The 25,754-nt window shown below is 70.9% G+C and carries 24 protein-coding genes, 5 tRNA genes, 1 pseudogene and 1 riboswitch; of the genes and pseudogenes, 14 read left to right on the forward strand and 16 right to left on the reverse strand.

Annotated elements, in window-relative coordinates:
- The first annotated feature begins 394 nt into the window (after positions 1-394).
- The 4 genes from ACH4DZ_RS12715 (at position 395) to ACH4DZ_RS12730 (ending at position 5,639) form a co-directional block, all read left to right on the forward strand.
- Complete coding sequence (locus ACH4DZ_RS12715; RefSeq protein ID WP_398287101.1) at positions 395-1,819, forward strand: MFS transporter; 1,425 nt, start codon at positions 395-397, stop codon at positions 1,817-1,819.
- A 299-nt stretch (positions 1,820-2,118) separates the two neighbouring features.
- Positions 2,119-3,330 carry an L-2-hydroxyglutarate oxidase gene (gene lhgO / locus ACH4DZ_RS12720; RefSeq protein ID WP_398287728.1) on the forward strand — a complete coding sequence of 404 codons (1,212 nt, stop codon included), beginning with the start codon at positions 2,119-2,121 and terminating at the stop codon, positions 3,328-3,330.
- A gap of 156 nt (positions 3,331-3,486) precedes the next feature.
- Positions 3,487-4,272 (forward strand): tRNA (guanosine(46)-N7)-methyltransferase TrmB, encoded by a 786-nt coding sequence (gene trmB, locus ACH4DZ_RS12725; RefSeq protein ID WP_398287103.1) that lies wholly within the window; start codon positions 3,487-3,489, stop codon positions 4,270-4,272.
- Between the two features lie 56 nt (positions 4,273-4,328).
- Complete coding sequence (locus tag ACH4DZ_RS12730; RefSeq protein WP_398287104.1) at positions 4,329-5,639, forward strand: PrsW family intramembrane metalloprotease; 1,311 nt, start codon at positions 4,329-4,331, stop codon at positions 5,637-5,639.
- 225 nt (positions 5,640-5,864) lie between these two features.
- On the opposite strand, the gene ACH4DZ_RS12735 is transcribed toward ACH4DZ_RS12730, so the two are convergent.
- The 5 genes from ACH4DZ_RS12735 to ACH4DZ_RS12755 form a co-directional block, all read right to left on the reverse strand.
- Positions 5,865-6,809 (reverse strand): aldo/keto reductase, encoded by a 945-nt coding sequence (locus ACH4DZ_RS12735; protein ID WP_398287105.1) that lies wholly within the window; start codon positions 6,807-6,809, stop codon positions 5,865-5,867.
- 63 nt (positions 6,810-6,872) lie between these two features.
- Complete coding sequence (locus tag ACH4DZ_RS12740) at positions 6,873-7,925, reverse strand: M23 family metallopeptidase (RefSeq protein WP_398287106.1); 1,053 nt, start codon at positions 7,923-7,925, stop codon at positions 6,873-6,875.
- An 11-nt stretch (positions 7,926-7,936) separates the two neighbouring features.
- A riboswitch (cyclic di-AMP (ydaO/yuaA leader) is annotated at positions 7,937-8,094 on the reverse strand.
- 326 nt (positions 8,095-8,420) lie between these two features.
- A complete protein-coding gene (locus tag ACH4DZ_RS12745) occupies positions 8,421-9,554 on the reverse strand; it encodes a PP2C family protein-serine/threonine phosphatase (RefSeq protein ID WP_398287107.1) in 1,134 nt (377 codons plus the stop codon).
- Between the two features lie 176 nt (positions 9,555-9,730).
- Positions 9,731-9,804, reverse strand: a tRNA-Met gene (locus ACH4DZ_RS12750).
- Between the two features lie 52 nt (positions 9,805-9,856).
- Positions 9,857-11,002 carry a dihydrofolate reductase family protein gene (locus ACH4DZ_RS12755; RefSeq protein WP_398287108.1) on the reverse strand — a complete coding sequence of 382 codons (1,146 nt, stop codon included), beginning with the start codon at positions 11,000-11,002 and terminating at the stop codon, positions 9,857-9,859.
- Positions 11,003-11,113: 111 nt separating this feature from the next.
- Here ACH4DZ_RS12755 and ACH4DZ_RS12760 point away from each other — a divergent pair, with 111 nt between their 5' ends.
- From ACH4DZ_RS12760 to ACH4DZ_RS12770, 3 genes are all read left to right on the forward strand, one after another.
- Entirely contained in the window at positions 11,114-11,629 is a 516-nt protein-coding gene (locus ACH4DZ_RS12760) for a MarR family winged helix-turn-helix transcriptional regulator (protein WP_398287109.1), read from the forward strand.
- A gap of 106 nt (positions 11,630-11,735) precedes the next feature.
- Entirely contained in the window at positions 11,736-12,365 is a 630-nt protein-coding gene (ribA, locus tag ACH4DZ_RS12765) for a GTP cyclohydrolase II (RefSeq protein WP_398287110.1), read from the forward strand.
- A 61-nt stretch (positions 12,366-12,426) separates the two neighbouring features.
- Positions 12,427-12,882, forward strand: coding sequence for a hypothetical protein (locus ACH4DZ_RS12770; protein ID WP_398287111.1), 456 nt, complete (start codon positions 12,427-12,429; stop codon positions 12,880-12,882).
- Positions 12,883-12,906: 24 nt separating this feature from the next.
- On the opposite strand, the gene ACH4DZ_RS12775 is transcribed toward ACH4DZ_RS12770, so the two are convergent.
- From ACH4DZ_RS12775 to ACH4DZ_RS12790, 4 genes are all read right to left on the reverse strand, one after another.
- Positions 12,907-13,149: a hypothetical protein gene (locus ACH4DZ_RS12775; protein ID WP_398287729.1), complete on the reverse strand. Its 243-nt coding sequence runs from the start codon at positions 13,147-13,149 to the stop codon at positions 12,907-12,909.
- A gap of 5 nt (positions 13,150-13,154) precedes the next feature.
- On the reverse strand, positions 13,155-13,403 hold the full coding sequence (locus ACH4DZ_RS12780; RefSeq protein WP_398287112.1) for a hypothetical protein: 249 nt from the start codon (positions 13,401-13,403) through the stop codon (positions 13,155-13,157).
- Positions 13,404-13,636: 233 nt separating this feature from the next.
- Positions 13,637-13,957: a hypothetical protein gene (locus ACH4DZ_RS12785; protein WP_398287113.1), complete on the reverse strand. Its 321-nt coding sequence runs from the start codon at positions 13,955-13,957 to the stop codon at positions 13,637-13,639.
- The gene (locus ACH4DZ_RS12790; RefSeq protein ID WP_398287114.1) at positions 13,957-14,217 is read right to left on the reverse strand and encodes a hypothetical protein; all 261 of its coding nucleotides are present in this window, start codon (positions 14,215-14,217) and stop codon (positions 13,957-13,959) included. The genes ACH4DZ_RS12785 and ACH4DZ_RS12790 overlap by 1 nt, the downstream gene beginning before the upstream one ends.
- A 159-nt stretch (positions 14,218-14,376) precedes the next feature.
- Between ACH4DZ_RS12790 and ACH4DZ_RS12795 the strand changes: the two genes are divergently transcribed.
- Together ACH4DZ_RS12795 and ACH4DZ_RS12800 are read left to right on the forward strand one after the other, a co-directional pair.
- The gene (locus ACH4DZ_RS12795) at positions 14,377-14,664 is read left to right on the forward strand and encodes a GntR family transcriptional regulator (protein WP_398287115.1); all 288 of its coding nucleotides are present in this window, start codon (positions 14,377-14,379) and stop codon (positions 14,662-14,664) included.
- A 58-nt stretch (positions 14,665-14,722) separates the two neighbouring features.
- A pseudogene (locus tag ACH4DZ_RS12800) lies at positions 14,723-15,169 on the forward strand (class I SAM-dependent methyltransferase); the annotation flags it as partial.
- Between the two features lie 177 nt (positions 15,170-15,346).
- Here ACH4DZ_RS12800 and ACH4DZ_RS12805 read toward each other — a convergent pair.
- Positions 15,347-15,613: a DUF4873 domain-containing protein gene (locus tag ACH4DZ_RS12805; protein WP_398287117.1), complete on the reverse strand. Its 267-nt coding sequence runs from the start codon at positions 15,611-15,613 to the stop codon at positions 15,347-15,349.
- 265 nt (positions 15,614-15,878) lie between these two features.
- On the opposite strand from ACH4DZ_RS12805, the gene ACH4DZ_RS12810 reads away from it, so the two are divergent.
- The gene (locus tag ACH4DZ_RS12810) at positions 15,879-16,328 is read left to right on the forward strand and encodes a hypothetical protein (protein ID WP_398287118.1); all 450 of its coding nucleotides are present in this window, start codon (positions 15,879-15,881) and stop codon (positions 16,326-16,328) included.
- 361 nt (positions 16,329-16,689) lie between these two features.
- Here ACH4DZ_RS12810 and ACH4DZ_RS12815 read toward each other — a convergent pair.
- The 5 genes from ACH4DZ_RS12815 to ACH4DZ_RS12835 form a co-directional block, all read right to left on the reverse strand.
- Positions 16,690-16,762, reverse strand: a tRNA-Lys gene (locus tag ACH4DZ_RS12815).
- Between the two features lie 258 nt (positions 16,763-17,020).
- Positions 17,021-18,556, reverse strand: a complete 1,536-nt coding sequence (locus tag ACH4DZ_RS12820; protein ID WP_398287119.1) for an amino acid permease — start codon at positions 18,554-18,556, stop codon at positions 17,021-17,023.
- A 218-nt stretch (positions 18,557-18,774) separates the two neighbouring features.
- The gene (locus ACH4DZ_RS12825; protein WP_398287120.1) at positions 18,775-21,048 is read right to left on the reverse strand and encodes a DEAD/DEAH box helicase; all 2,274 of its coding nucleotides are present in this window, start codon (positions 21,046-21,048) and stop codon (positions 18,775-18,777) included.
- A 275-nt stretch (positions 21,049-21,323) separates the two neighbouring features.
- Positions 21,324-21,836 (reverse strand): hypothetical protein, encoded by a 513-nt coding sequence (locus ACH4DZ_RS12830; RefSeq protein WP_398287730.1) that lies wholly within the window; start codon positions 21,834-21,836, stop codon positions 21,324-21,326.
- Between the two features lie 269 nt (positions 21,837-22,105).
- Entirely contained in the window at positions 22,106-22,456 is a 351-nt protein-coding gene (locus ACH4DZ_RS12835) for a metallopeptidase family protein (protein ID WP_398287121.1), read from the reverse strand.
- 114 nt (positions 22,457-22,570) lie between these two features.
- Here ACH4DZ_RS12835 and ACH4DZ_RS12840 point away from each other — a divergent pair, with 114 nt between their 5' ends.
- From ACH4DZ_RS12840 to ACH4DZ_RS12855, 4 genes are all read left to right on the forward strand, one after another.
- The gene (locus ACH4DZ_RS12840; protein ID WP_398287122.1) at positions 22,571-24,127 is read left to right on the forward strand and encodes a metallophosphoesterase; all 1,557 of its coding nucleotides are present in this window, start codon (positions 22,571-22,573) and stop codon (positions 24,125-24,127) included.
- 80 nt (positions 24,128-24,207) lie between these two features.
- A tRNA-Glu gene (locus ACH4DZ_RS12845) sits at positions 24,208-24,280 on the forward strand.
- A gap of 44 nt (positions 24,281-24,324) precedes the next feature.
- Positions 24,325-24,399 (forward strand) — tRNA-Asp (locus tag ACH4DZ_RS12850).
- Between the two features lie 24 nt (positions 24,400-24,423).
- Positions 24,424-24,497: transfer RNA gene (locus ACH4DZ_RS12855), tRNA-Phe, on the forward strand.
- Positions 24,498-24,662: 165 nt separating this feature from the next.
- Here the strand turns inward: ACH4DZ_RS12855 and ACH4DZ_RS12860 are convergent.
- Positions 24,663-25,724 (reverse strand): ABC transporter permease, encoded by a 1,062-nt coding sequence (locus ACH4DZ_RS12860; RefSeq protein ID WP_398287731.1) that lies wholly within the window; start codon positions 25,722-25,724, stop codon positions 24,663-24,665.
- Between the last annotated feature and the right edge of the window lie 30 nt (positions 25,725-25,754).

Raw genomic sequence — 25,754 nt, forward strand, 5'->3', positions numbered from 1 at the left:
ACCGGTCCGCCGCCCGCGGGGATGTAGGCGGCGGCGTCCCCCAGCCCACTGGATCCAGTACAGCGGGCCGACCCACGCACCATCCATCGAAGCGCTCCCCTGTTGGCCGGAGAAGAGCGCACGGACGGGCGCACTGCCACACAGCGGGAGCACGACACGACGCTCCGTGCTGACCCGCGGACCACAATCCCGCCATCCGGAACAATGCCCCTTAACGCTTGGGATGCGGCGAACTACCCTGTGTTTGCCTGTGTTTTCGCGGGAGGCATATTCCTGAGGGCTCAGCCACGTGCTTGTGCGGGCGGGGTTCCAGGGGTTGACAGCCCGGGAAGACACAGCACGAATGCCGCGTGGCTGAACCCGCGCGGCAGCCGTCTGTGTCGAGGGGTGGCGCATGTCCAGGGAGCAACGCGGGCCGAACGAAAAACTCGGCACCGTTCTCGCCCTCGCGGGAATCAGCAACGCAGGACTCGCGCGTCGCGTCAACGACCTTGGCGCCCAACGCGGGTTGACTCTTCGCTACGACAAGACGTCGGTGGCGCGCTGGGTGTCGAAAGGCATGGTGCCGCAAGGCGCCGCGCCGCACCTCATCGCGGCCGCCATCGGCCAGAAACTCGGCCGCCCGGTGCCGCTCCACGAGATCGGCCTGGCGGACGCGGATCCCGCACCGGAGGTGGGCCTCGCCTTCCCCCGCGACGTAGGACAGGCCGTGCGGTCGGCGACGGATCTGTACCGCCTCGACCTCGCCGGACGCCGGGCCGGCTCCGGCGGCATCTGGCAGTCGCTCGCCGGATCGTTCGCGGTGAGCGCCTACGCGACTCCCGCCTCCCGCTGGCTGATAACCCCGGCCGACACCTCGGTGGCACGGGACGCCGGCCCGCTCGAAGGCTCCGGAGCGCCACTGAAAGTCGGCCACACCGACGTGCTGAAGCTGCGGGAGGCCGCCGAGGACGCCAGGCGCTGGGACTCCAAATACGGAGGCGGCGACTGGCGTTCGTCCATGGTGCCGGAGTGCTTACGGGTCGAGGCGGCACCGCTGCTCCTGGGCTCGTACTCGGACGAGGTGGGCCGCTCCCTCTTCGGAGCGAGCGCCGAACTCACCCGGCTCGCGGGCTGGATGGCCTTCGACACGGGCCAGCAGGAAGCGGCACAGCGCTACTACATCCAGGCCCTGCGCCTGGCCCGCGCGGCAGCGGACGTTCCCCTGGGGGGCTACGTACTGGCCTCCATGTCCCTCCAGGCGACCTACCGCGGCTTCGGCGACGAGGGCGTGGACCTCGCGCAGGCCGCCCTCGAACGCAACCGGGGGCTGGCCACGGCCCGCACGATGAGCTTCTTCCGACTGGTCGAGGCACGGGCCCACGCGCGCGCGGGTGACGCCCACGCGGCCGGCGGCGCCCTGAAGGCGGCCGAGGGCTGGCTGGAGCGCGCCCGGGACGGCGACCAGGATCCGTCCTGGCTCGGCTTCTACTCGTACGACCGTTTCGCGGCGGACGCGGCGGAGTGCTACCGCGATCTGAAGGCTCCGCGCCAGGTCCGCCGCTTCACCGAGCAGGCCCTGTCGAAGCCGACGGAGGAGTTCGTACGCTCGCACGGGCTGCGGCTGGTGGTGTCCGCGGTCGCCGAGCTCGAATCGGGCAACCTGGACGCGGCGTGCGAGCAGGGGGTGCGGGCGGTGGAGGTCGCCGGGCGCATCTCCTCGGCGCGCACGACGGAGTATGTGAAGGATCTTCTTCATCGGCTGGAGCCGTACGGGGACGAGCCGCGGGTCGTCGAGCTGCGGGAGCGGGCCCGGCCGTTGCTGATGGCGCCCGCCTAGTGCCTGCCACGGCACCAGGTGGTCGAGGCTTCCTTCGCGTCCGCGGGGCCGAAGTGGTCTCGGGGCCGCGGGTGCGCTGCGGCTGGTCGCGCAGTTCCCCGCGCCCCTGCAAGACCCGGGGGCGCCCCCGCCCGCACCGGTGACGGCACCAGCACCAGCAGTACGGTCGTGACCGCCCCGGCATCGCCCTCTCGACCATGTCCGATCGCCGTTCGTCCGAGATCGTGGTTTGAGGGCGTTGTCAGTGGCGCAGTGCACTATCGGAGGTGACGGAGTCGGAAGCGGAGGTGGGCGGGCGGATGGTGCGGGAGATCGCTTACGACTGTGACGTGCTGGTGATCGGCGGCGGGATCGTCGGTCTGTCGACGGCGTATGCGATCACGCGTGCCGCACCGGGCACGCGCGTGACCGTGCTGGAGAAGGAAGCCGGCCCGGCCCGGCACCAGACGGGCCGCAACAGCGGAGTCGTCCACAGCGGGATCTACTACCGTCCGGGCTCCCTGAAGGCACGGTTCGCGGCGTGCGGCGCGGCCGAGATGGTCAAGTTCTGCGCCGAGTACGACATCGCGCACGCCGTGACCGGCAAGCTGATCGTCGCCACCGAGCGGGACGAACTCCCCCGCCTGCACGCACTCGTCCAGCGAGGCCGGGAGAACGGCATTCCGGTGCGGGAACTGGGCGCCCCCCAGATCGGGGAGTACGAACCCGAGGTACGGGGCCTCGCCGCGATCCACGTCGCCACCACCGGGGTGTGCGACTACGCCGCCGTGGCCCGGCACCTCGCGAACGCCTCGGGCGCCCTGATCCGGTACGGCACGAAGGCCGCGTACATCGACCGCCGCCCCGGCCTCGGCGTGGCCGTCCGCACGGACGACGGCACGATCGTCCGCGCCCGCGTCCTGGTCAACTGCGCCGGCCTCCACTGCGACGAGATCGCCCGCCTCACAGGCGACGAACCGAACATGCGGATCGTCCCCTTCCGCGGCGAGTACTACACCCTCGCCCGCCCCGACCTGGTACGCGGTCTTGTCTACCCCGTCCCCGACCCCGCGTTCCCCTTCCTCGGGGTCCACCTCACCCGCGGCGTCGACGGCAGCGTCCACGTCGGCCCGAACGCGGTTCCGGCCCTGGCGCGCGAGGGCTACGACTGGCGAACCGTCCGCCCCCGCGAACTGGGCTCGACCCTCGCCTGGCCCGGCTCCTGGCACATAGCCCGCCGCCACTGGCGCTACGGCACCGGCGAACTGCACCGCTCACTCTCCAAGGCGGCCTTCACCCGCGCGGTCCGCCGCCTGCTGCCCGCCATCACCTCGGACGACCTGATCCCGACCCCCGCGGGCGTCCGCGCCCAAGCGGTCCTGCGCGACGGCACCCTGGTCGACGACTTCCTGATCCAGGAGGGCCCCCGCACGGTCCACGTACTCAACGCGCCCTCCCCCGCGGCCACGGCCTCCCTCCCCATCGGCCGCGAGGTGGCCCAGAGAGCCCTCAAGGCCCTGGCAGCCGCCTGACGGCCTACGCAAGCGCAAGGGGGCGGGCGGGGGCCGGGATCGCACGTAAGGGGCCGTACCGGCACGGCCCCGACCCACCGCGGCCCCACCCCGCCGCACCGCGGCCCGACGCCCCCGCCGCACCCCGCCCCCCGGCGGACGTAAAATCGACGCACTGTGTCTGATGCATCCCGAACCCCCCGCCCGAAGAGCGAACCCCGCTTCCCCGACGGCCCCCAGCCCGACCCGGCAGGCTCGCACTTCGAGCGACGGATCCGCAGCTTCCAGCCCCGCCGCAGCCGCGTCACGCAGGGCCAGGCGGACGCGCTGCAGCGGCTCTGGCCCAAGTGGGGCCTGGACATCGACGGGCAGCGCACCCTCCACCTCGCCGAACTCTTCGCGGCCGACCTCCCCGTCGTCCTGGAGATCGGCTTCGGCATGGGCGAGGCGACCGCCCGGATGGCCGCCGCGGACCCGGACACCGGCATCCTCGCCGTGGACGTCCACACCCCCGGCCAGGGCAACCTGCTGAACCTCGCGGACCGGGCCGGCCTGTCCAACCTCCGCGTGGCCAACGGCGACGCGATCATCCTGCTCCGCGAGATGCTGACCCCGGACTCCCTCGCCGGCCTGCGCGTCTACTTCCCGGACCCCTGGCCCAAGAAGCGCCACCACAAGCGGCGCCTGATCCAGCCGGAGTTCCTCACCCTCGCCGCGTCCCGCCTGCGCCCCGGCGCGCTGCTGCACTGCGCGACGGACTGGGAACCGTACGCCGAAGTCATGCTGGACGTTCTCTCCGCCCACCCGGACTTCGAGAACACCCGGCCCGACGGCGGCTTCGCGCCCCGCCCGGACTTCCGCCCCCTGACCCGTTTCGAGGGCCAGGGCCTGGACAAGGGTCACGTGGTGAACGATCTCCTGTTCCGCCGCGTACCGCATGGTGCGGACAGCACGGGCACCTGAGCCCCCTGACGGGGCGCTCTCGCGGGCCACGCCCCAACCTCGTTAGGGTTTTTGTCATGGCCACCAGCCCCCCACCCCCGACACCCCCCGGCCTACCCGCCGGAGGCGCCCGTCGGCACGCGCGCTGGTGGCAGCGCACCTGGGTGCGCTACGCCGCGCTGACCACGCTGCTCGCCCTGTCCGGCCTGGTCATCCTGGCCCTGGTCCGCAAGCAGACCGGCACGGAGGGCTTCCTGGTGGGCCTCGGCCTCGCCATATTCCCCGTCCCCCTGCTCGTCGCCGCGTTCCGCTGGCTGGACAGGGTCGATCCGGGCCCCTGGAGAAACCTGCTCTTCTCCTTCGCGTGGGGCGCCTGCGCCGCCGCGCTGATAGCCATCGTCGCGAACAGTTTCGCGACGCAGTGGATAGCGACGGCCACGGCGGACCCGTCCCACGCGGACACCCTCGGCGCGACGGTGATAGCGCCGATCGTCGAGGAGTCCGCGAAGGCGGCGGCGGTCCTGCTCGTCTTCCTGTTCCGCAGACGGGACTTCACGGGGATAGTCGACGGCGTGGTGATAGCGGGCGTCACGGCGACCGGCTTCGCGTTCACCGAGAACATCCTCTACCTGGGCACGGCCTTCGGCACCGACCAGCTCACCGGCGACACGGGCATCTTCTCCGTCACCGCGGCGACCTTCTTCGTACGCGTGATCATGTCGCCCTTCGCGCATCCGCTGTTCACCGTGCTGACGGGCATCGGCTTCGGCATCGCGGCGCTCTCGGCGGACCGCCACCGGCTGCGGCGCGTGCTCCTGCCCCTCACCGGGCTGCTGCTCGCGATGGGCATGCACGCGATGTGGAACGGCTCGTCGGCCTTCGGCGAGTACGGCTTCTTCGCGGTCTACGCGGCCTTCATGGTCCCGTCCTTCGGGCTGCTCACCTGGCTCGCCGTCTGGACCCGCCAGCGCGAACTGGGCACGGTCCGCACGGAACTGCCCTCGTACGCCGTGGCCGGGTGGCTGGCCGCGCCCGAGCCGTTCGTCCTCGGCTCGATGAAGGCGCGGCGGCTGGCCCGGGAGTACGCCACGCATCATGGCGGGCGGGACGCGGGGCGGGCGGTGGCGGAGTACGAGGCGTACGCGACGTCGCTGGCGTTTCTGCGCCATCGGGGGCGGCGGGGGCGGGCGGGGGCGGACTTCGCCGTGCGTGAGCGGGAGTTGCTGCACGAGCTGTGGGTGCGGCGGGAGCCGGCTCGGCCGGCGCTGGCGTACGCGGCGCGGGAGACGGCGCCGGCTTCGGCGCCCGCGCCGTGGCCTGTGCCCGGGCCTGTGCCGGGGTACGGGTATCCGCCTCCGTACCCCGCGTACAACCCGTACCGGTCCTGACGCCGTAGTGCGCAGTTCCCCGCGCCCCCGAGGACAAGCCACCCGCCGTCACGCGTGATGCCGACATTTCACGACCGGCCGTCCGTGGCTGAGCGCGCAGTTCCCCGCGCCCCTAAAGACACAAGACACCCGCCGTGACCCCTGACGCCGAGACCTCAGCGTCGGCCGTCCGTGGTCGGCCGCGCAGTTCCCCGCGCCCCTGAAAACGGGCGGATGACGTGCGTCTTATTCGGACGCGTGCGTCAGTTTGGTGAGGTCCTGGTCCGTGAGGGTGAGGTCCGCTACCGACAGGAGCGCCGGGAGCTGGGACAGTGTGCGGGCGCTGGCCAGGGGGACGGCGACCGTGGGGCGGGAGGCCAGCCAGGCCAGGGCCACGGTCGCGATCTCGGCGCCCCGTTCCTGGGCGACCTCGTCGAGCGCGGTCAGTACTCGCTGCCCCCGCTCCGACGCGAGGTGCTTGCCCGCCGCGCCGGCACGCGGGCTGTCGACCTCCGCGCCCGCCCGGTACTTGCCGGTGAGGAAGCCCGAGGCGAGCCCGTAATAGGGGACGGCGGCCAGTCCGCCCCGCGAGGCGACATCCCGCAGCGGGCCCTCGTACGTGTCGCGGGAGACGAGGCTGTACTGGGCCTGCAGCGCCACGTACCGCACGAGCCCCTCGCGGTCGGAGGCGTCCAGGGACTCCTGGAGCCGCTCGGGAGAGATGTTGGACGCGGCGATCGCCCGCACCTTGCCGGAGCGTACGAGCTCGTCCAGGACCCCGAGGAACTCCTCGACCGGCACGGAGGGGTCGTCGTAGTGGGTGTAGTACAGGTCGATGTGGTCCGTCTTCAGACGGCGCAGCGACGCCTCGGCCGCGGCCCGCACGTTCGCCGGGGACAGGCCCTTGTACGAGGGATGCGCGCCGACCTTCGTAGCGATGAGCACGTCGGCGCGGTTGCCGCGCGCGGTCAGCCACTCGCCGATGACGGTCTCGGACTCACCGCCCCCGTTGCCCGGCGCCCAGGCCGAGTACGCGTCGGCGGTGTCCACGAAGTTCCCGCCGGCGGCCGTGTACGCGTCGAGCACGGCGAAGGAGTCGTCCCGGTCGGCGGTCCAGCCGAAGACGTTGCCGCCCAGGGCGAGCGGAAACACCTCAAGGTCGGACGAACCCAGCTTGCGAAGAGAAGTCATGCCGAAAACAACGGCCGGACCGGACGGCCGTATTCCTTGCGTCGCAGGACCGCGGGGACCGGCTTACGGGTTGAGGCCCTTGCCGCGCAGCCAGGCCATCGGGTCGATGCCCGTGCCGCCGGCGGTGTGGACCTCCAGGTGGAGGTGCGCGCCGGTCACGTTGCCGGTGGCACCGACGCGGCCGATGACGTCGCCGGTACTGACCTTCTGCCCGACACTGACGCCGATCGACGACTGGTGGGCGAACCACAGCTCCGTACCGTCGTCGAGCGTGAGGACCGTGCGGTAGCCGTACGAGCCGCTCCAGCCCGCCTCCGTGATCGTGCCGCTGTGAATGGCCTTGATCGGGGTACCCGTGGGAGCGGCGAAGTCCAGACCCGTGTGCTGACCGGAGGACCACAGCGAGCCGGACTGCCCGAAGGTGGAGGTGATCGTGTACGAGGAGGTGGGCAGTGTGAACTGCTTGGCGAGCGCGACGAGGCGCGCGGCCTCGACCTTCGCCTTGGCCTCCTCCTCCTTCTTCTCCTTCGCGGCGGCGGCCTTGGCCTTCGCCGCGTCCTGCTCCTTGGCCGCGAGCGTGGCGGCCTTCTTCGCGGCGGCGGCCTCGGCGGCCGCCTGGGCCTCGCGGTCGACCTGGTCCTGCTGGAGCTCGGCCTGGAGCATGATGCGCGAGCGCAGGGCCTCACCGGCGTCGGCGTTGCCCTCCTCGGCGTCGGCCTCGGTGAGTCCTGCGGCGGTGAGCGCCGTGCTGGAACCCTCGGGGGCCTCTTCGTCGTCGGAGATCAGCGAGCCGACGTTCGGCAGGTCGGGGATCGAGATCGACACCGGCGGCTTGCCGGTCTGCGCGGAGGCCATGCCGCCCGCGCCGACGGCGGCTATGACACCGACGCCCAGAACGGTGGAGCTGCGGGCGAGTCCCCCGCCACGCTGCTTGGAGACGCGGTGCTTGCCACGGACGGGAACGACGGTGTCCGCGCTGGGATTCCAGGGCTCCCAGGTCTCGTCGTCCTTGCGGGCGCCGAAGGCGAAGGTGTCGGGCTTCTTCTCGCCCGAGGTCTCTCCCGTCACCTCGTCCGGCATGAACGACGGTGTGGGGGCAGGCCTGTTGAACGCCACGTGGGCGCGCTCCTTTCCTTCCTTCTCGCCTACCGGGTTAGCTGACGGGTTCGGAGCAGGAAGGTCTCCTACGCGCGTCAACCGCGGTGTTCACCACCACGAAAGACACGCGATTCACCCCATGTAGGTGGTTCCCCGGTTCCCTTGCGGGATTCGGCGCGTGCGCACGGAGCCGTCTCTTGTGACGGCTGGGACACCGCGCTGCGTTATCGAACGTTAATAGACGCAGGCACCGGATTCCAAGCTGTTCCTGATGATCGTTACGGCTCCCGGCCTGGACTTAAACACTGCGAGCGGGGTAAATCGGGCGAGTTGATCGTCATTCACAGGTACCGCTTTTGTTGATGGTGCGTCAGTTGTTATGCGCAGGGGCGTCGTTCGACTACTGCAGGTGATATAGGTCCGGAGAGGCGCCCGGACACCCCCACAGCCATCACGGTCAACACGGCCGTCACGGCCATCAGGACCGCTACAGCCGCACAACCCTCACCGCCCTCACGGCCGCCGGACGGCGAGCAGCGCCATGTCGTCCGTACCGCCGCCCCCGGTGTACCGGGCCACGTCGTCCACCAGCTCGGCGAGCAGCGCGTCGGGCCCGGCGAACCGCCGTCCGGACAGCCGTGCCACCGGGTCGAAGAACACGCCCCGCTCGTCCCGGGCCTCGGACAGCCCGTCCGTGTGGAAGAGCAGCATGGCCCCGCACGGCAGCTCCTCCTCCTGCGCCCGGTCGGGCCAGGCGCCCAGGTCGCCCATGCCGAGCGGCAGCGCGGGTTCCGCCGCGGCGAGCGTGTGTACGGTTCCGTCGCCGCGCAGCAGAAGCGGTCCGGGATGGCCGCGGTTGACGAGTCGTACGCGCTGGGCGCCGTGCGGGATCTCGGCGAGCACGGCGGTGATGAAGCCCTCGAAGACCTCGACGCTGTCGCGCCGCACGCCCTCGCGCATCAGCGACCGCTCCAGCCGCTGGGCGACCGCCTCCAGGGTGCTCTCCTGCTCGGCGGCCTCCCGGAAAGCACCGATGACGACGGCCACGGCGGCGACCGCGCCCATGCCTTTTCCCCGCACGTCGCCCACGACGAGCCGTACGCCGTACGGGGTGTCCTGCACGGCGTAGAGGTCGCCGCCGATGAGCGCGTCGGTCTGCGCCGCCACGTACCGGACCGCGAGGTCGAGGCCCCCGGTCCGCGCGGCCGGTTCGGGCAGGACGGCCCGCTGGGCGGCCTCGGCGATCTGGTGGGCGGAGGCCAGGCGGGCGTTGCCCAGGCTCACGAGCCGGTTGATGACGACGGCGAGGCAGGCCACGACGGCCACGGTGGCGATCTCGGTGATCCCGCTCTCGTCGACGGCGAACCGCAGGGTGACGAGGACCATGGCCGCCGTCCCCGCGACGCCCGTCCACACGGTGGCGCCGAGCGACAGCAGAGGCGCGGCGACGAGCGAGGCGGCCGAGAGGAAGGGGGCGGCGGTGAAGTACTGCGGGGTGAGGAGGTCGTACAGGACACCCGCGACGATCAGCAGGGCCGGCAGTACGCGGATGACCGCGCGGGTACGGGGGTACAGGCCGGTCCGCTTGTCCGGCGGCCGGCCGAGGGAGCCCGGCGCCCGCTGCTCGACCGCTCGACGCCCGTCCACATGTCTCCTGCCCTCGACCACTCGCTCCGTCCAGAGTTCCGGGACCGGCGGGGAGGGGCGAGCGGACGGGGGCCGGGCGGGTGAGCACGAGGACCTGTTGTGCCCTCACGAGGACCTGTTGCGCCCCGGAAACACCCGAGGCCGGAATCCATTGGATTCCGGCCTCGGGCCTTCAGTAGCGGGGACAGGATTTGAACCTGCGACCTCTGGGTTATGAGCCCAGCGAGCTACCGAGCTGCTCCACCCCGCGTCGTTGAGACCACTGTACGCCATTCGCGGGACCTGACGCACACGGGTAGATGTCAGCCTCGGTTCAGGTGCCGGTTGGGCTCCTTCGCCGCGCTCTCGTACTCCGGGAGTACGAGGACATCGGCGCCCGCCGCGGCGAGCAGACCGTTCCCGTCCGCGGCGGCGACGAACGTGTCGGGCTCGCGCCACGCGGTGACGACCCGGCGCACGCCCGCGTCGAGGATCAGCCGGGCACAGGGCGCGGGCCGCGAGGCGCGGCGGGCGCAGGGCTCCAGGCTGCTGTAGACCGTGGCAGCCGGGAGGCGGGGGTCGCCCGGCTCGATCTTGGCGAGCGCGGCCTCCTCGGCGTGCGAGACGGGGTCGGACTCGCGGGAGTACCCGCGGGCCAGCTCCGTGCCGTCGGCCGCGACGACAACGGCGCCGACACTGAAGGCGGTCTCCGAGGGCGGACAGTCGGCGGCCAGTTCGCAGGCCAGCCGCAGCCACCGGTGGTCGGCGGCGAAGGGTACGGGCCCGGTGCCGGGCGCGGTGGGCACGTACCGCATGAGCACCACGTCTCCGACGGGCCTGGTCTCGACCAGCCGCAGCCGGTTGCGGGGTCCGCCGGGGTATTCGCCGTCCCCGAACAGCTTCGGTGCGTGCGGCTGCCCCACCACGAGAGGCGCGAGGGCGAGTTGCAGTTCGTCGGCGAGGCCCTGCTGGAGGAGCTGGGTGTGGACCCGGCCGCCGCCCTCGACCATGAGCCGGCGTACGCCGCGGACGTCGTGGAGGTGGGTGAGCACGGCCCGCCAGTCCAGGTGGGGCCCCACGGAGACGACGTCGACGCCCAGGCCGCGCAGGGCCTGCTCGGCAGTCACGGCACCCTCGTCCGTCGTGTAGACGACCTTCTCGCCGCCGGTGGACCAGAAGTTGGCAGTGGGGTCCAGGTCGCCGGTCCCGCTGACGGTGACCTTCAGCGGGTACGCGGGCCGGCCCGCGGCGACACGGGCGGCGCGCCGTTCGGCGGAGTTGACGAGGAGCCGGGGGTTGTCGGCGCGCAGGGTGCCCGCGCCGACCAGGATGGCGTCGGAGTCGGCCCGCACCTCGTCGACCCGGTCGAAGTCGGCGGGGCCGGAGAGCAGCAGCCGTTCGGGGCCGGTGTCGTCCAGGCGGCCGTCGAGGGAGACGGCGGCGGACAACAGGACGTAGGGGTGGGGCATGGACGCGCTCTCTTTCGCGGGGCGGGGCCTGAGCCCGCGCTTCGGCTTCACCCTGGGGGCTTGCCTTCGGCTCGGCTTGGTTCAAGTTTGAAGCAAACTTACACTGGCGGCATGACGACCCGCTGGCTCACCCCCGAGGAGCAGCGCGCCTGGCGCGCATACATCGCCGCCTCCCTCCTCCTGGAGGACACGATCGACCGGCAGCTCCAGCAGGAGGCCGGCATGCCGCATGTCTACTACTCCATCCTGGCCAACCTCGCCGAGGCGCCGGACCGCCGCCTGCGCATGACCGATCTCGCCGAGCGGACGAAGATCACCCGCAGCCGGCTGACGTACGCGGTGACCCGCCTGGAGAAGGACGGGGCGGTACGCCGTGAGGGCTGCCCCAGCGACAGGCGCGGCAGTACCGCGGTCCTGACCGCCGAGGGGACGACGTTGCTGGAGCGTACGGCTCCCGGCCATGTGGCGACGGTCCGCGCGGCTCTCTTCGACCGCCTCACTCCGGAGCAGGTGGGGCAGTTGGAGGAGATCTGCGCGAGTGTCGCGCGGGGCCTGGAGGGCGACGATCCCCAGGCGGCCCCGGACGACGTCCCGTGGCGCCGCCGCTCGCCGGGCCCGTGCGCATAGCCCGCAAGAGGCCCATTGCTTTAACTTTAAAGCATGGGCTAGTGTCTCGATTCGAGGATCTGCTTCAAATCTGAAGCAGATGAGAGACGTGGACCGGAGTACCCGCATGCCCGACTACCCTGCCGCCACCCAGCGCTCGCGCGTCCGGGTGCCCCTGCGCTTCCACGACGGCTACAGCGTCGACACCGAACTGGTCACCTTCCACGGCCTGACCGACGGACAGGAACACGTGGCGATGATCCTCGGCGACCCCGCCGGCGCCACGCCCCTGGTCCGCCTGCACTCCGAGTGCCTGACGGGCGACGCCTTCGGCTCGTCGCGCTGCGACTGCGGGCCGCAGCTGCGCGAGGCCGTCGAGCAGATCGCCGAGCGCGGCGGTGTCCTCCTCTACCTTCGCCAGGAAGGCCGCGGCATAGGCCTGTACAACAAGCTCGACGCCTACGCCCTCCAGGACGAGGGCCTCGACACGTACGCCGCCAACACGGCCCTGGGCCTGCCCGAGGACGCCCGCGACTACACGGCGGCGGCCCAGATGCTGACGTCGCTCGGCATCGCGGAGCTGGACCTGCTGTCCAACAACCCGGACAAGGCGGAACAGCTCCGGGCGCTCGGCATCGACGTGCAGCACCGCGTCCCGACGGGCGTGTTCACGACGGCCCACAACGTGCTGTACCTGCGGGCGAAGGTCCTCCAGACCCAGCACACGCTCCCGCTGGCGAAGCTCACGGCGGGCTGACACCGCTGCCGCCCCCTGCGGAAGCGGTGGCTCCGCGCGACGGCGGGGCAGAACGGTGGACATGGGGGACGACAGTGACACCGACACCGGCACCCAGGCACAGGCCCGGGCCCAGGCGCAGCGCATAGCGGAGGACGGCCGGCTCTGGCAGCACACGCTGCACGAGAACACGATGCTGTTCCAGCGGGGCAACCTCTTCCTGGTGGGCCAGTCGCTCTTCGCCGTGGCGTACACGACGCTCCTCACCTCGGAGCAACACCTCGTGGCGGCACGCGTCCTGGCCGCTTTCGGCCTCGTACTGGCCCTCACCTGGCTGTACGTGGGCCACCGGCACCGCCTGTACTACCAGCACGTACAGCGCCGAGCGGTGGAACGTCTGCCGGAGTACGCGGCGACCTGGTCGAGCTGGTCCACGCGCGGCCAGGGACGGGGCCGGGGCCGCTCGATCGCCCTGATCGCGTACGCGCTGCCGGGCCTGGCGGTGGTGATGTGGGGGGCGTTGCTGGTGATCACGTGAAGTTGGCGTTGCAGCAGCGAGCGCTCAGAGGTAGGTCACCTGTAGCACGTAGACGCACTCGTGCCGGGGGATGACCTGGTAATTGAGGAAGCCGCCTGGAACGTGGGCGACGCCTCCCTTCGGATCCTGCTCTCGGTATCCGGTGCCTGCGAGGCAGAACGCGGAGGCGGCACTGACAAGTTCGTCAGCCCTCTTCTCGACCTCTGCCACGAAAGCCGGGGGCGCCCCTCCGATGACGTGCTCCTCGCTCGGGTCGTACTCCCGCATCCAGGTCACGCGGACACCGCCTGCTGGGCCTCGGCTTCGACTGCGCGCAGTTCGTTCATGGCAGGGCGGAATGTCGGGTCTTCACGGCCGCTCGTGCCGTGCACCACGGCGAGCGCGGCGTGATAACGGGCAGCCAGATCGGGGCGCCGTTCGATCTCGACCTGGGCCTGCCAGTGGGTGAGCCAGTGCTGGAGATGGCCGATCTCGCCGTCCTGGATGGCAGCTGCCAGAGCCTCTTCCTTGTGGCGTTCCATCTCACTCAGTCGGTATGGAGCGATACGGGCCAGAGCGACTCGGACGCAGCCAGGGGTTCGTTCGGGGCGCGGGATCAACTCACGCCCGTGGTCGGGCTGTGTCGTCACTGATATCTGCTCCTTGAACGACGATGTCCTGACGACGATAGCCGTGGTCGCGGACTGAGGGTGAGCTGTTCGAGCCTCATTCCCCGCGCCCCGCCCGGGCATGACCTGGGCGGGGCGCAGGGCGCTTACGGGGTCCCGCCGACCTCGATGCCCCGTACGGGAAGGCGCAGGCCCCGGAACTCGGCGACGCACAGGGCGTCGGTCAGGCACTCGGCGAGCCGGAGGCCGGCGAAGCGCGGCTCCGCGGGCGGTGACGCCGGGTCGTCCAGCAACGGGCGGGCGAGGTCGAGCACGTCGGCGCCCGTGGCGAGCAGGACGCTCTCCAGGTCGTCGGCGAGCCGGGCCAGCTGCCCGCCGCCACCGTCGTCCGTGACCAGATAACAGGGCTTCCCGTCGAGCGACTGCCAGGGCAGCAGACGGGGTGCGGTGTCGAGGGGGCGCTCCATCAGGCGGCCACCTCCCGCGCCCCGACCAGATGCGAGTCGAGGTCGATCCCCAGATCGGCGGCGAGCACGAGGGCGAGCCGACGGCGCTGCTGGAGTGTCGCTTCCGGGTCACGGTCGGCGAGGCGAGGGTGCACGGGGTGCCGTACGGCGGTGATGTGAAGGCAGAGGCGGGCGCGGTGTCGAGTGCGCCGCCGCCTGCCCGTACCCGGACAGAAAAGAAGCCGCATCCAATGGAGGGTGCGGCGGATAAGGTCGAGCATGTTGACGCTCCTTGCATAGCGTTGGCCATGCCCCGGGAGGTCTTGCCACCTCGCCGGGGTCTCTACGTCTTCGACGCTATATCAGGATGCAGCCCTCTACATACAAGTAGAGAGGGATCCACACGTTCGCGGGTATCCCTGCTGCTCTACGTTGGACATATGAGCGATACGGAAGAGCCGAAGGCTGTCCTGGATCCGATGAGCGCGAGGCCGCTCTACGCGCAGCTGGCTGACGTCATCTCCGAGAAGATCGCGTCCGGCGAACTGGCACCGGACAGGCCCATCCCCTCGGAGAACCACCTCGCCGACGAGTACGGCGTGGCCCGGCTCACCGCCCGGCGGGCCGCTCAGGAGTTGCGCGAGCGTGGGCTCATCGTCACCGTGCGCGGCAAGGGATCCTTCGTCGCGGAACGGCCGCCCGGCGACGGGAGCAAACCGAGCGCTTGAGGGCTGCGGCTGCGGGCCCCCGTACTCCCGAAGGGGAGCGGGGCCGCTTCGAGAGCGAATGCCGGACAGCAGCATCGCGTGGGACCCCTATTCCGCGCAGCGACCCCCGCGCCGGGCGGTCAACTCCCGTGGTGGGTCGACGTGGTTCAACTGGGCCCAGTCCCAGTACGAGGACCACGGGCCGGGCCCGGAACTGCTGGACCTTGCGGCTCGCGCGCGCGTCCTCGATCTGGGTTGCGGGAAGGGCGGCAACGCGGCACACCTGACGTCACTGGGCGTGCATGCGACAGGCGTCGACGTCTCGGCAGCCGAACTGCGGGCCGCCCATGAGCGCTGGGCAAGGATGCCGGGGCTGGCTCTGCGCCAAGCGGAGGCCGTCGAGTTCCTGGGCGGGACGACAGCCACGTACGACGCCGTGTACTCCGTGTACGGGACGCTGTGGTTCAGCGACCCGGCGCTGCTCGTGCCCGCCATTCGCCAGCGTCTACGGCCGAGGAGCATGCTGGTGTTCTCACAGCGGCCGGCCGTCGAGGGCTGCTGCGGCTGCCAGGCCTCGTACATCCCGCGTGGCGCGGACGAGGACCCGAGGTCGATGACCACGTCAGTCGGCTTGGCGTGCGCGTCGATGGAGCTGGACTTGCCGGGAGGCCGGCGGGCTGGTGACCACGAACAGCACAGCACCTCACTCCAAAGAGGGCGGCGGTCCGCTCCCGAAGATCGTCACAGTCACCATGCCCATTGTCTGCTCCATGAAGGTGAAGGTGTCCTCGCGACCGTCGGGAAGCCGGAGGTGCGGTCGCTCGTCCTGTTGGATTTCTTGGCAGATGGCAGGCGTGGCGGCTGTGATCCGGCCGCTCCAGTGGCGGCGGTTCTCGGTGACGCGGAGGTCGGCTTGCACCTCGTAGGTCTGGCCGTTCGAGGTGACGGTGGCAGGTCCCACGTATGGCATGCGTCCAGGGTGGCGACAGAGCGGGAGCTTGTCACCACCGCCGTGCGGACCTGTGTGGCTTCTGGGGCAGGGTCCGGTTGCCGCGGCTCCGGTGGGGTGTCCGCTGCCCGGGAGCGGCCCGTGTTCCGTGGGCGGCCCCACCATCCTCAGATCCGGACGGCGGACGGTTACACGACGAAGCCCCGGGGAGCGTAGGCCTCATGGTCGTGTGCGTCAGCGATGCCTGGGCCGGCGTGGGGGTAGGCCACCAGGAGGGGGTGGGCGCATGGCTGACGACAGCGATGTTCTTCTGGAGATCTGGCGGGATCAACGTCAGGCAGCAGTTCAGTCGGAGAACCAACGAGCGACGCTTTCCAACATCGTCATTCTGGTTGTAGCCGCAGGCCTGGGTCTCGTGTCGCAAAGAGGCATACGCATGTCGACCTTGGTGATCTCGGTGCCGATGACTCTGTTGGGTCTGTACGGCGTCCTGGTGTGCCTCAAGTTCCGGGAACGCTTCGAATATCACAACACTGTGGCTCGGCAGTTGCGGGACCAACTGACCGCCTTGCACCCTCAGCTGAATGTCCAGGCGGCTTGGCCCCGCGCCTTCGCGACGCATTTGCCCAAGTACCCGAGGCTCTTCAAGGTTCGCCTCTATTTCCTGTGGGCGCTGTTGCACGCTGGAGTCGCCCTGGGTGGGATCGTTCTGTCGGGGTGCGCGTTGGCCAGCTGAGATACCGGGTACGGCCTTCTCATGCCGCCCGACGGCCAGGGCTATCAGCGTGGTCTGGATGTCCGTGCCCAGCATCGGAGCGGCTTCCATGAACCGAGCGACGGAGTCGGCGTCCTGAGTCGGCATGGGCTGGGTCCGGCGCGAGTTGGAGACGTATCCACCGGTGGTGGTGGGTCCGTGAGGGTCGAGGATCTCCCGGCCACGAGTCGGTCGTGCCAGCTGTTACGGCCGCCCTCCGCAAGGAGTCACAGCGCGGTGATCACCGGCACTTTGAGCCAGCAGCGGGCGAGCTGACGATCTCCGACCCACCAGAACACACCGAAGGCCCAGGTCAGATTCCCTCTGACCTGGGCCTTGTCCGTAGACCCTGTGGGACTCGAACCCACAACCAATGGATTAAAAGTCCACTGCTCTGCCAATTGAGCTAAGGGTCCGTGCGCCGGGCAACGCCAACGCACGCACCGACCATGGTCGACGCAGGAACGAGCATAGCCGGACGCGGCCGGGACTCCGATCGGGTATCGGTGTCCCGGCCGCGCCGGAGGGTCGGAAGGTCACGGATCAACGGGCTCCACGGCGGGTCGGAAGGTCACGGGGAACCGGCTCCGGGGCCGGTCGGAAGGTCACGGAGCAACCGGGTCCAGGGCGGGGCGGGACGTCACGGATCGATCGGTTCCGGAGCAGGCCGGACGTCACGGATCCAGTGGCTCCGGGGTGCCCGCTCGGGCCGCCTCTCGGGCGCGGGTGCGCTCGTGGGTCGGGTTGAGGAACCAGCGGCGGGCCGAGGCGAACCACCACGCCGCCGCGAAGCCGAGGACCGCCAGGACGGCGAGCGGGGCGTAGTTGAAGGTCTCCCAGGTGACCGGGGAGACCTGGGGGAGCATGAACAGGACCGTGATCACGCCCACCCAGGCGACCGCCACGATGCCTATCGGGCGCGACCAGCGGCCCAGATGCCACGGCCCCCGTTCGAACGCCTCGCCCTTCCGCAGCCGCAGCAGCGTCGGGATGACGTACGCGATGTAGAGGCCGATCACCGCGATCGACGTCACCGCCGCGTACGCGGTCACGTTGATCAGGTACGGCAGGCCGAGGACCAGCGCGCTCAGCGCCGCGAGCCACACCGCCGCGACGGGCGTACGCGTACGCGGGTTCACCGTGTGCCAGAGGTTCGAGTACGGCAGTGCCCCGTCGCGCGAGAAGGCGTAGATCATGCGGGAGTTGGCCGTCACCGACGCCATGCCGCAGAAGAGCTGTGCGCCGATGACGACGAGGAGCAGGAGCTTGCCCGCCGTCGCGCCGAGCGCGTCCAGGAGGATCTGGGCCGGCGGTACGCCCGTCGGCGACGTGAGGGCGCCGTCGTACGACTGGATCGCGAAGGTGAAGCCGAGGAGGAGGACGAAGCCCGCGATCCACGAGGTCCAGATGGACTGGACGATGCCCTTGGGCCCGGCCGTGGACGCGTCGTGCGTCTCCTCCGTCATGTGCGCCGAGGCGTCGTACCCGGTGAAGGTGTACTGCGCCATCAGCAGGCCGAGCAGCACCACGTAGAAACTGCTGCCCCAGCCCGTGTTGTTCACGAACTCCGTGAAGACGAAGGACGCGGACTGGTGGTGGTCCGGCGCGAAGGTCAGCGCGCCGACGATGACCGCGACGCCCAGGACGTGCCACCACACGCTGACGCTGTTGAGCAGGCCGACGATCCGTACGCCGAAGGTGTTCAGCAGGCCGTGCAGGATCAGAATCGCGGCGAAGAGCAGGATCGTGCGGCCGGGGGTGACCTCGAAATCGAACTGGAGGTTCAGGTACGCGCCCAGGAACGAGGCTGCCCCGAAGTCGATGCCGGCGGTCACCGCGACCTGGCCCAGCACGTTGAACCAGCCCGTGAACCACGCCCAGGCCGCCGCCGTACGCGGCGGGGCGAGGCGGTGGGCCCAGAAGTACAGGCCCGCGGAGGTCGGGTACGCCGAACAGATCTCGGCCATCGCGAGCCCGACGAACAGGGTCATCAGACCCACCGCCACCCAGCCCCAGGTGATCACCGCCGGGCCGCCGGTGTTCATGCCGAACAGGTAGAGCGTCAGGCAGCCCGACAGGACCGAGATGATCGTGAAGGAGACCGCGTAGTTGGAGAACGCCGACATGCGGCGGGCGAGAACCTGCGTGTAACCGAGCTGGGCCAGCCGCTCTTCGTCCGACAGCCCACTCACTCTGGCGTCTTCTGTCATGCCCCCAGCAATTCCCTCGCCGGGGGTATGACATGCGCCACAGTGCGGTTGATCTGGCCGAAACACGGCCCCGGTACGGCATCGACGCAGCCCGGCCCCGACCCGGGCCCCCGACCTGCGGGAACGCCGAAGGGCCCGGACGACCGAGGTCGTCCGGGCCCTTCGCCTACTGCGTTGCTGCTACGACATCAGCTGCCGTCAGGTGACGGCACGTGCCGTCAGCCGTTGCGCTTCCAGCGCGGCTTGTCGTCGCGGCGGCCGAAGGAGGAGCCGGTACCCGAACCGGAACCCGAGCCGGAGCCCGCGCCGCGGTGGTCGTCACGGCGGCCGGACGGGCGGTCGTGGCCGCCGGAACGGAAGCCGCCGCCGGTGGGACGGTCGCTCTGCCGGTCACGGTTGAACGGACGGTCGCTGCCCCGATGACCACCCGAGGGACGGTCGTCACGGCGGAAGCCGCCGCCGGTGGGACGGTCGCCGTCGCGGCGGTCACGGTTGAAGCCGCCACCGGAGCCGCCCGAGGAGCCCGAGGGACGGTCGTCGCGGCGGAAACCGCCACGGTCGCCACCGCGGTCGTCCCGACGGTCGTCCCGGCGGAAGCCGCCCGAGGGACGGTCGTCACGGCGGTCGAAGGAACGGCCGCCACGCTCGTCGTCCCGGCGGAAGCCGCCGGAGGGACGCTCGTCACGGCGGTCGCGGCCGAAGCCACCCGACGGGCGGTCGTCACGACGGTCACGGTTGAAACCGCCCGAGGGACGGTCGCCGTCACGGCGGTCACGGTTGAAGCCGCCACCGGAGCCGCCCGAGGGACGGTCGTCGCGGCGGAAGCCGCCACGGTCGCCACCGCGGTCGTCACGGCGGAAACCACCGGAACCGCCCGAGGGACGCTCGTCGCGACGGTTGTCACGACGCTCGTAGTTGCCACGGTCGTCACGACGCTGACGCGGCTCGTCGCGCGACTCGGCGGTCTGCGCCACCGGCTCCTGCGCCACGGCCGCCGCGGCGGCCTCGACGACGGCGGCGGCCTCGGCCAGCGCGGCCTCCGGGTCCTCGCCACGCTCACGCGCGGAGCGGGCGACCAGGCGGTCGGCCTCCTCGCGCAGCTCGACCGCACGCCGCTGCGCGCGCTCCAGCTCCTTGGTGAGCTGCGACACCTCACGCTCGGCCTGCTGCGCCGCGTTGCCCGCGGACTCGGCCTGGACCTCGGTCATCGACCGGGCACCCGTGATCTCCGCGACCTCCGGGTCGAAGGCGGCGCCGCCCTGGATGATGTGACGCGTGGCGTCGACGCCCGCGTCCTCCATCTGACGGAAGATCTGGCGGCGCTGGTGCGGCAGCGAGAGCGACACGACCGTGCCACTGCGTCCCGCACGGGCCGTACGGCCGGAGCGGTGCAGGTAGTCCTTGTGGTCACCGGCCGGGTCCACGTTCAGGACCAGGTCGATGCCGTCGACGTGGATACCGCGGGCGGCGACGTCGGTCGCGACGAGCGCGTTGACGTAACCCTTCTTGAAGTCCTCAAGGACGCGCGTACGGGCGCCCTGGGTCATCCCGCCGTGCAGCGCGTCGGCCTTCACGCCGGAGTCGCACAGCTGCTCGGCGATACGGTCGGCGCCCAGCTGGGTGCGGACGAAGATGATCGTGCGGCCCTTGCGGGAGGCGATCGCGGCGGTGACCGGCGCCTTGTCCTTGGGCTTCACGATGAGGATGTGGTGCGACATGGTCGTGACGTTGCCCTGGGCGCTGTCGACCTCGTGCGTCACCGGGTTCGTCAGGTAGCGCTTGACCAGCGTGGAGATCTCGTTCTCCATCGTGGCCGAGAACAGCATGCGCTGGCCGCCGCCGGGGATCTGGTCGAGCAGCTCGGTGACCTCGGGCAGGAAGCCCAGGTCGGACATCTGGTCGGCCTCGTCGAGCACGGCCACCTGGACGTTCTCCAGGGAGCAGGCGCCGCGGTTGATGATGTCGCGCAGGCGGCCCGGGGTGGCGACGAGGACGTCGACCCCGCGCTCCAGGGCGTAGATCTGGTTGCCCATCGACGTACCGCCGCAGACGACCTTCATCTTCAGGCCGAGCACGTCGCCGTACGGCTGGAGGGCGTCCGCGACCTGCATCGCGAGCTCACGCGTCGGCGTGAGGATGATGCCGCGGGGCTTCTTCTTCTCGGTGTGGCCGCCGGAGAGCCGCGTGAGCAGCGGCAGACCGAAGGAGAGGGTCTTGCCGGAGCCGGTACGGCCGCGGCCGAGGATGTCCTTGCCGGCCAGGGCGTCCGGGATGGTCGCGGCCTGGATCGGGAAGGGGCTGGTCACACCGTTCTGCGAGAGCTTGCGCACGACGCCCTCGGGGAGACCGAGGTCGGTGAAGGTGACCTCGGGGGTCTCGGGGGTCTCAGAGGTCTGGGGAGCCGCGGAAAGCTCGGGGGCCGCGGCCTCTTCGGTCACCTCGGGCGCCTCGTTCTCGGGCACGACGATGTGATCAGTACTGGAAATGGACATGCGAATGCGAAACCTTCCGGAGTCTCTTCGGCACGCGCCCGTCAACTCCGTGATTTCGCAAACGACCGCCTCAATGCGGTCAGCCACGGCAAGGGAGAGTACGCGCCACGCGGCGCTCTGTGATGGCGCCGGGCGATGGGATCAAACGATCTACTACCATACGCACCCTCTGCCTCTCAAGGCAAACCAGGTACGAATGCCCAGGTCAGAGGCGCGCAGGACACCCTCACGCAGTGGGCGGCCGGACCCTGCCGCCGGGTTCGGCCGGACCCCGCTCAGGCCTCGATCCCGGCCTGCGGCGCCGGCTCCCGACGCTCGACGAGCTGCGGTTCGGGCTCCGGGTGCGCCGAGGACGACGGCTCGGCGGTGGTCGGGTCCGGGGACGGCGGCGGGGTCTCCTTGGGGGGCGTCGGCTCCGGGTCCGGTCGCGTCGGCGTGGGCTGCTCCTTCGTCGGCGAAGGCATCCCCGGCCTGGGCTTCTTCCCGCCGGTGTCGCCCTTGACCGGCTTCTTCGACGCGGCCGAGCCGCTCTTCCCCGCCGACGGCGACGCCGACCCGGCCGCGGACCCACCCGGCTTCGCCCTGGCGTGTTTTCCGTCACTCGCCCCGTGCGGGCCGGAGCCCCCGCGGCTCACCGCGGACCCCCCGTCGGGTTCGTCGCCACCCTGCTCCCCCGCCGAGTGGGAGGGCCTGGCCCGGCTGCTCCCCTCGTCGTCGCCGACGCTCATGCAGCCCGCGGAGGCGGCGACTGCCAGGGCCGCGACGGCCAGACGGACGGGTACGTACATGGCGCGCACGGGCAGCTACCTCCGGATGGGGTCCCCTCCTGTCCGGGCGGAGCCGGGAGCACGGGGATGGGTATGAGGAGTCCCCCTGCCCAACTCCCGCCGCCCGCAAGAGGACACGCGGCCGTACGCGCCCCGCGCGCTCGGCGCCGGCTGTCAGCCGCGTCCGCCGGACCCGAGCCGTGCCCGACGGCCGGACGTCAACCGTGCCCGACGGCCGGACATCAGCCGTACCCGCCGGCCGGACGTCAGCCGTATCTGGCGGCCGGGTGTCAGCCGTATCCGAGGGCGTGCAGGCGTGCGTCGTCGATGCCGAAGTGGTGGGCGATCTCGTGCACCACCGTCACCTCGGTCTCGGCCACGACCTCCTCGCGCGCCCCGCACATCCGCAGCGTGGGCCCCCGGTAGATCGTGATCCGGTCCGGCAGCACCCCGGCGTACCACTCACCGCGATCGGTCAGCGGAGTCCCCTCGTAGAGCCCGAGCAGCTCGGGATCGTCGGCGGGCGGTTCGTCCTCGACGAACACCGCCACGTTGTCCATCAACCGCGTCAGCTCCGGCGGAATCCGGTCCAGGGCCTCGGCGACCAGTTCCTCGAACTCCTCGCGCGTCATCTCCAGCACAGGACCATTGTCCGGTACGGACGCCCGGACGGTAGGGCTGCCGCGTACGGGACCCGTGACGGACGGCGGCCGACGCGCCGCATACCGGCCCCACCACTTGGGCATACGGGCCCAATGGCCCGCGTCCCCGCTGCCGCCGCACTGCTCCGCGTACGGAAGGTTCCCCGCGTCCTCGTACGCCACTACCGCTCACGCCGTTCCCACCCCGTCGTCGAACTCGTCCACCAGCCGCACCCCTATACCCGTGCGCTCGGGCTCGTCGCCGTCGTGCTGCTCGGCGCGTGGCTCGGCCTGCTGGTCGTCGGGAACGTCCGGGCGCAGGTCGGCCCCATGGACACGACGATGACCCTGCGCCCCTCCCTCACGGGCGGCACGAAGATCAACGTCTCCCCGCTCGGCGCCCTCGAACTGCGCAGCCACACCGCGCCCCTGCGGCTCGACGTGGACGTCGACCAGCTCGACCCGGTCCGCTCGCAGGCCCTCGTCGACCATCCGGAACGGCTCTCCGGCCTCCAGGACGAGGTCGCCGAGGACGTCGGCGCCGGCACGCTCGACCTGGCCGTACGGTCCTGTGTCGCCGTGGTCGCCGGTGCGACGGGGGTGGGCCTCGCGGTCTACCGCCGCCCGCGCCGCGCCCTCGCGGCGGGCGGCCTCGCGCTGACGCTGCTGGCCGCCTGCGGGGCGACGGCCTTCGCCACCTGGAACCCCAAGTCGGTCCTGGAGCCGAAGTTCTCGGGCCTGCTCTCCTCGGCGCCCTCGGTCGTCGGCAACGCCCGCAGCATCGTCAGCGAGTTCGACGTCTACCAGAAGGAACTGGCCCGCCTGGTGACGAACGTGACGAAGCTGTACGACGTCACGTCCACGCTGCCCGCGTACGCGCCGGACCCCTCCACGATCCGGGTCCTGCACGTCTCCGACATCCATCTCAACCCGGCGAGCTGGAAGATCATCGCGTCGCTGGTGAAGCAGTACAGGATCGATGTCGTCGTCGACTCCGGCGACACGATGGACCACGGGACGGCGGCGGAGAACGGCTTCCTGGACCCCGCGGCCGACCTCGGCGCCCCGTACGTCTGGGTGCGCGGCAACCACGACGGCCGGGTCACCCAGGACTATCTGCGGCGCATGAAGAACGTGCATGTGCTCGACGACGGCCGGGCGGTCTCGGTCGCGGGCCTGCGCTTCGCGGGGATCGGCGACCCGCAGTTCACCCCGGACCGCTCGGCCGGGGTGGGCGGCGCCGGCCGGTCGGAGGTGCTGGCGGGTGCCCGCCTCGCCTCCTCCCTCCGTGACCAGAAGGCGGCCGGGACCCCGGTCGACATCGCGGTGGCGCACAACCCGACGGCCGCGCGCGAGACGGACGGTGACGTGCCGCTGGTGCTGGCGGGACATGTCCACCACCAGGAGATGGAGGTCATGAAGTACGGCACGCGGCTGCGCGTCGAGGGCTCGACGGGCGGAGGCGGCCTGCGCGCGCTGGAGGGGGAGGATCCCGCGCCGATCGAGACGTCCATCCTCTATCTGGACCGCGACACCCGCCGGCTCCAGGCCTGGGACGAGATCAAACTGGGCGGCCTGGGGCTGACAACGGCCGAGGTCAGCCGGCACCTCCCCAAGGAGAACCGACCCGGCGCGCCCGCCTCCACCACCCCTTCCGCCCCCACCCCGTAAACCGTTTTGGCGATCCCTCCCGACATCCCATATGCTTCTCACGTCCCCGACGCGCTGCGAAGCGCCCAGGTGGGCCGATAGCCCTCATCGTCTAGCGGCCTAGGACGCCGCCCTTTCAAGGCGGTAGCACGGGTTCGAATCCCGTTGGGGGCACGCAACACCGTGTGCGAGACTGAGTTCGCTCGCGCACAAAGCTGGGTCCTGTGGAGCAGTTTGGAGTGCTCGCCACCCTGTCAAGGTGGAGGCCGCGGGTTCAAATCCCGTCAGGACCGCTGCGATTCTTCATCGGATCGCGTGGCTGGGTAGCTCAGTTGGTACGAGCGATCGCCTGAAAAGCGATAGGTCGCCGGTTCGATCCCGGCCCCAGCCACAAGTCGAAGGCCTCGTCCAGTTGGACGGGGCCTTTGCCGTGTGCCTGGTGCCCGGCGGGCTGCGGGCTGCGGGCTGCGGGCTGCGGTGGAACGTTCTGCTGCGGGTGCGTCGTGGCTGGGCGCGCGGTTCCCCGCGCCCCTGAAGGGCGCCGCCGGTGTGGCGATCAGGGCGTTGCCCCCGCCGCGTGGGACGGGTGGGGTTGCCGGCCGCCCGGGTGGCGGTGGCGCCAGGTCCAGAAGACGGCGCAGGAGAGCAGGGCCCAGCCGGTCAGGACCAGGAACGGGAAGACGTGCTGGTGGCCGGCGAAGTACACCGCCGTGTGCTGGGCGTTGACCGAGCCGCCGGGCGGGAGCCAGCGGCCGATGACGCCGAGCGGGGACGGCAGCAGGGGCCAGGAGACCGCGCCGCCCGAGGAGGGGTTGCCGAGCATGACCATCAGCCCCCAGGTGGGCAGCATCGCCCAGCGCCCGAACAGGGTGTTGAACATCGTGAAGACCATGCCGGACGTGAACATGGTCAGCGCGAGGATCAGCCAGGACTCCACGAACGGCAGATTCAGGGCTCCGAGGATCCAGTCGACCGCCACCACGATCACGAACCCGCCGAGCAGGGCGTACGCGGCGGTGAACGCGATGCGTTCCATCGGGTTCAGCCCCCGCGCGTGCACGCTGAGCTGGATCGCCCCGATGAAGCCGATGATCACGGCCGCCAGGGAGATGTAGAAGATGGCGAGGCCGCGCGGGTCGCCCTCCTGGAGGGGCTTGATGTCCCGGACGGTGACCGCCACCCCGGTGGCCTTGCCGACGGCCGGCGCCGCCTGCTCCAGCAGTTCCGCGACGGACGCCCCGGACGCCCCGGAGACGTCGAGGACCACCGCCCTGCCGTCGTCCCGCGCGTCGAGGATCGCGAAGACCTTCTGGTCGTTCACCGCCTCCACGGCCGCCGCCCGGCTGTCGTACGCGTGGATCTTCAAGGAGGCGTCGAGCTCCTTCTCCATCCCGGCGAGGAACGCCCTGCCCCGCCCCTCCTCGTACGAGCCCACCGTCGCGGTCGGCACATGGCGCGGGGTCGGGTTCGCCATGGAGTACGTGTACGAGCCCGCGAAGAGGCCCGCCGCCGCGGCGAGGATCAGCACCAGCACCGACGCGGGAAGGAAAGGGGACTCCTTGAAGGAGGCCCAGCGTTCGCGCCGCGTGGGCGGTCTGCCATGGGCACCGTGCGGCATCTCGGACATACGCTCACGTTAAAGGGGCGT

This window comes from Streptomyces sp. NPDC017991 (genome assembly GCF_044328075.1).
Lineage (GTDB): Bacteria > Actinomycetota > Actinomycetes > Streptomycetales > Streptomycetaceae > Streptomyces.

Coding starts and splice junctions, on each gene's coding strand:
- ACH4DZ_RS12715 (WP_398287101.1), top strand. CDS start 395: ATGTCCAGGGAGCAACGCGGGCCGAACGAAAAACTCGGCACCGTTCTC.
- lhgO (WP_398287728.1), top strand. CDS start 2,119: ATGGTGCGGGAGATCGCTTACGACTGTGACGTGCTGGTGATCGGCGGC.
- ACH4DZ_RS12730 (WP_398287104.1), top strand. CDS start 4,329: ATGGCCACCAGCCCCCCACCCCCGACACCCCCCGGCCTACCCGCCGGA.
- ACH4DZ_RS12735 (WP_398287105.1), bottom strand. CDS start 6,809: ATGACTTCTCTTCGCAAGCTGGGTTCGTCCGACCTTGAGGTGTTTCCG.
- ACH4DZ_RS12755 (WP_398287108.1), bottom strand. CDS start 11,002: ATGCCCCACCCCTACGTCCTGTTGTCCGCCGCCGTCTCCCTCGACGGC.
- ACH4DZ_RS12760 (WP_398287109.1), top strand. CDS start 11,114: ATGACGACCCGCTGGCTCACCCCCGAGGAGCAGCGCGCCTGGCGCGCA.
- ribA (WP_398287110.1), top strand. CDS start 11,736: ATGCCCGACTACCCTGCCGCCACCCAGCGCTCGCGCGTCCGGGTGCCC.
- ACH4DZ_RS12770 (WP_398287111.1), top strand. CDS start 12,427: ATGGGGGACGACAGTGACACCGACACCGGCACCCAGGCACAGGCCCGG.
- ACH4DZ_RS12775 (WP_398287729.1), bottom strand. CDS start 13,149: ATGCGGGAGTACGACCCGAGCGAGGAGCACGTCATCGGAGGGGCGCCC.
- ACH4DZ_RS12780 (WP_398287112.1), bottom strand. CDS start 13,403: ATGGAACGCCACAAGGAAGAGGCTCTGGCAGCTGCCATCCAGGACGGC.
- ACH4DZ_RS12785 (WP_398287113.1), bottom strand. CDS start 13,957: ATGGAGCGCCCCCTCGACACCGCACCCCGTCTGCTGCCCTGGCAGTCG.
- ACH4DZ_RS12790 (WP_398287114.1), bottom strand. CDS start 14,217: ATGCTCGACCTTATCCGCCGCACCCTCCATTGGATGCGGCTTCTTTTC.
- ACH4DZ_RS12795 (WP_398287115.1), top strand. CDS start 14,377: ATGAGCGATACGGAAGAGCCGAAGGCTGTCCTGGATCCGATGAGCGCG.
- ACH4DZ_RS12805 (WP_398287117.1), bottom strand. CDS start 15,613: ATGCCATACGTGGGACCTGCCACCGTCACCTCGAACGGCCAGACCTAC.
- ACH4DZ_RS12810 (WP_398287118.1), top strand. CDS start 15,879: ATGGCTGACGACAGCGATGTTCTTCTGGAGATCTGGCGGGATCAACGT.
- ACH4DZ_RS12820 (WP_398287119.1), bottom strand. CDS start 18,556: ATGACAGAAGACGCCAGAGTGAGTGGGCTGTCGGACGAAGAGCGGCTG.
- ACH4DZ_RS12825 (WP_398287120.1), bottom strand. CDS start 21,048: ATGTCCATTTCCAGTACTGATCACATCGTCGTGCCCGAGAACGAGGCG.
- ACH4DZ_RS12830 (WP_398287730.1), bottom strand. CDS start 21,836: ATGTACGTACCCGTCCGTCTGGCCGTCGCGGCCCTGGCAGTCGCCGCC.
- ACH4DZ_RS12840 (WP_398287122.1), top strand. CDS start 22,571: ATGGCCCGCGTCCCCGCTGCCGCCGCACTGCTCCGCGTACGGAAGGTT.
- ACH4DZ_RS12860 (WP_398287731.1), bottom strand. CDS start 25,724: ATGCCGCACGGTGCCCATGGCAGACCGCCCACGCGGCGCGAACGCTGG.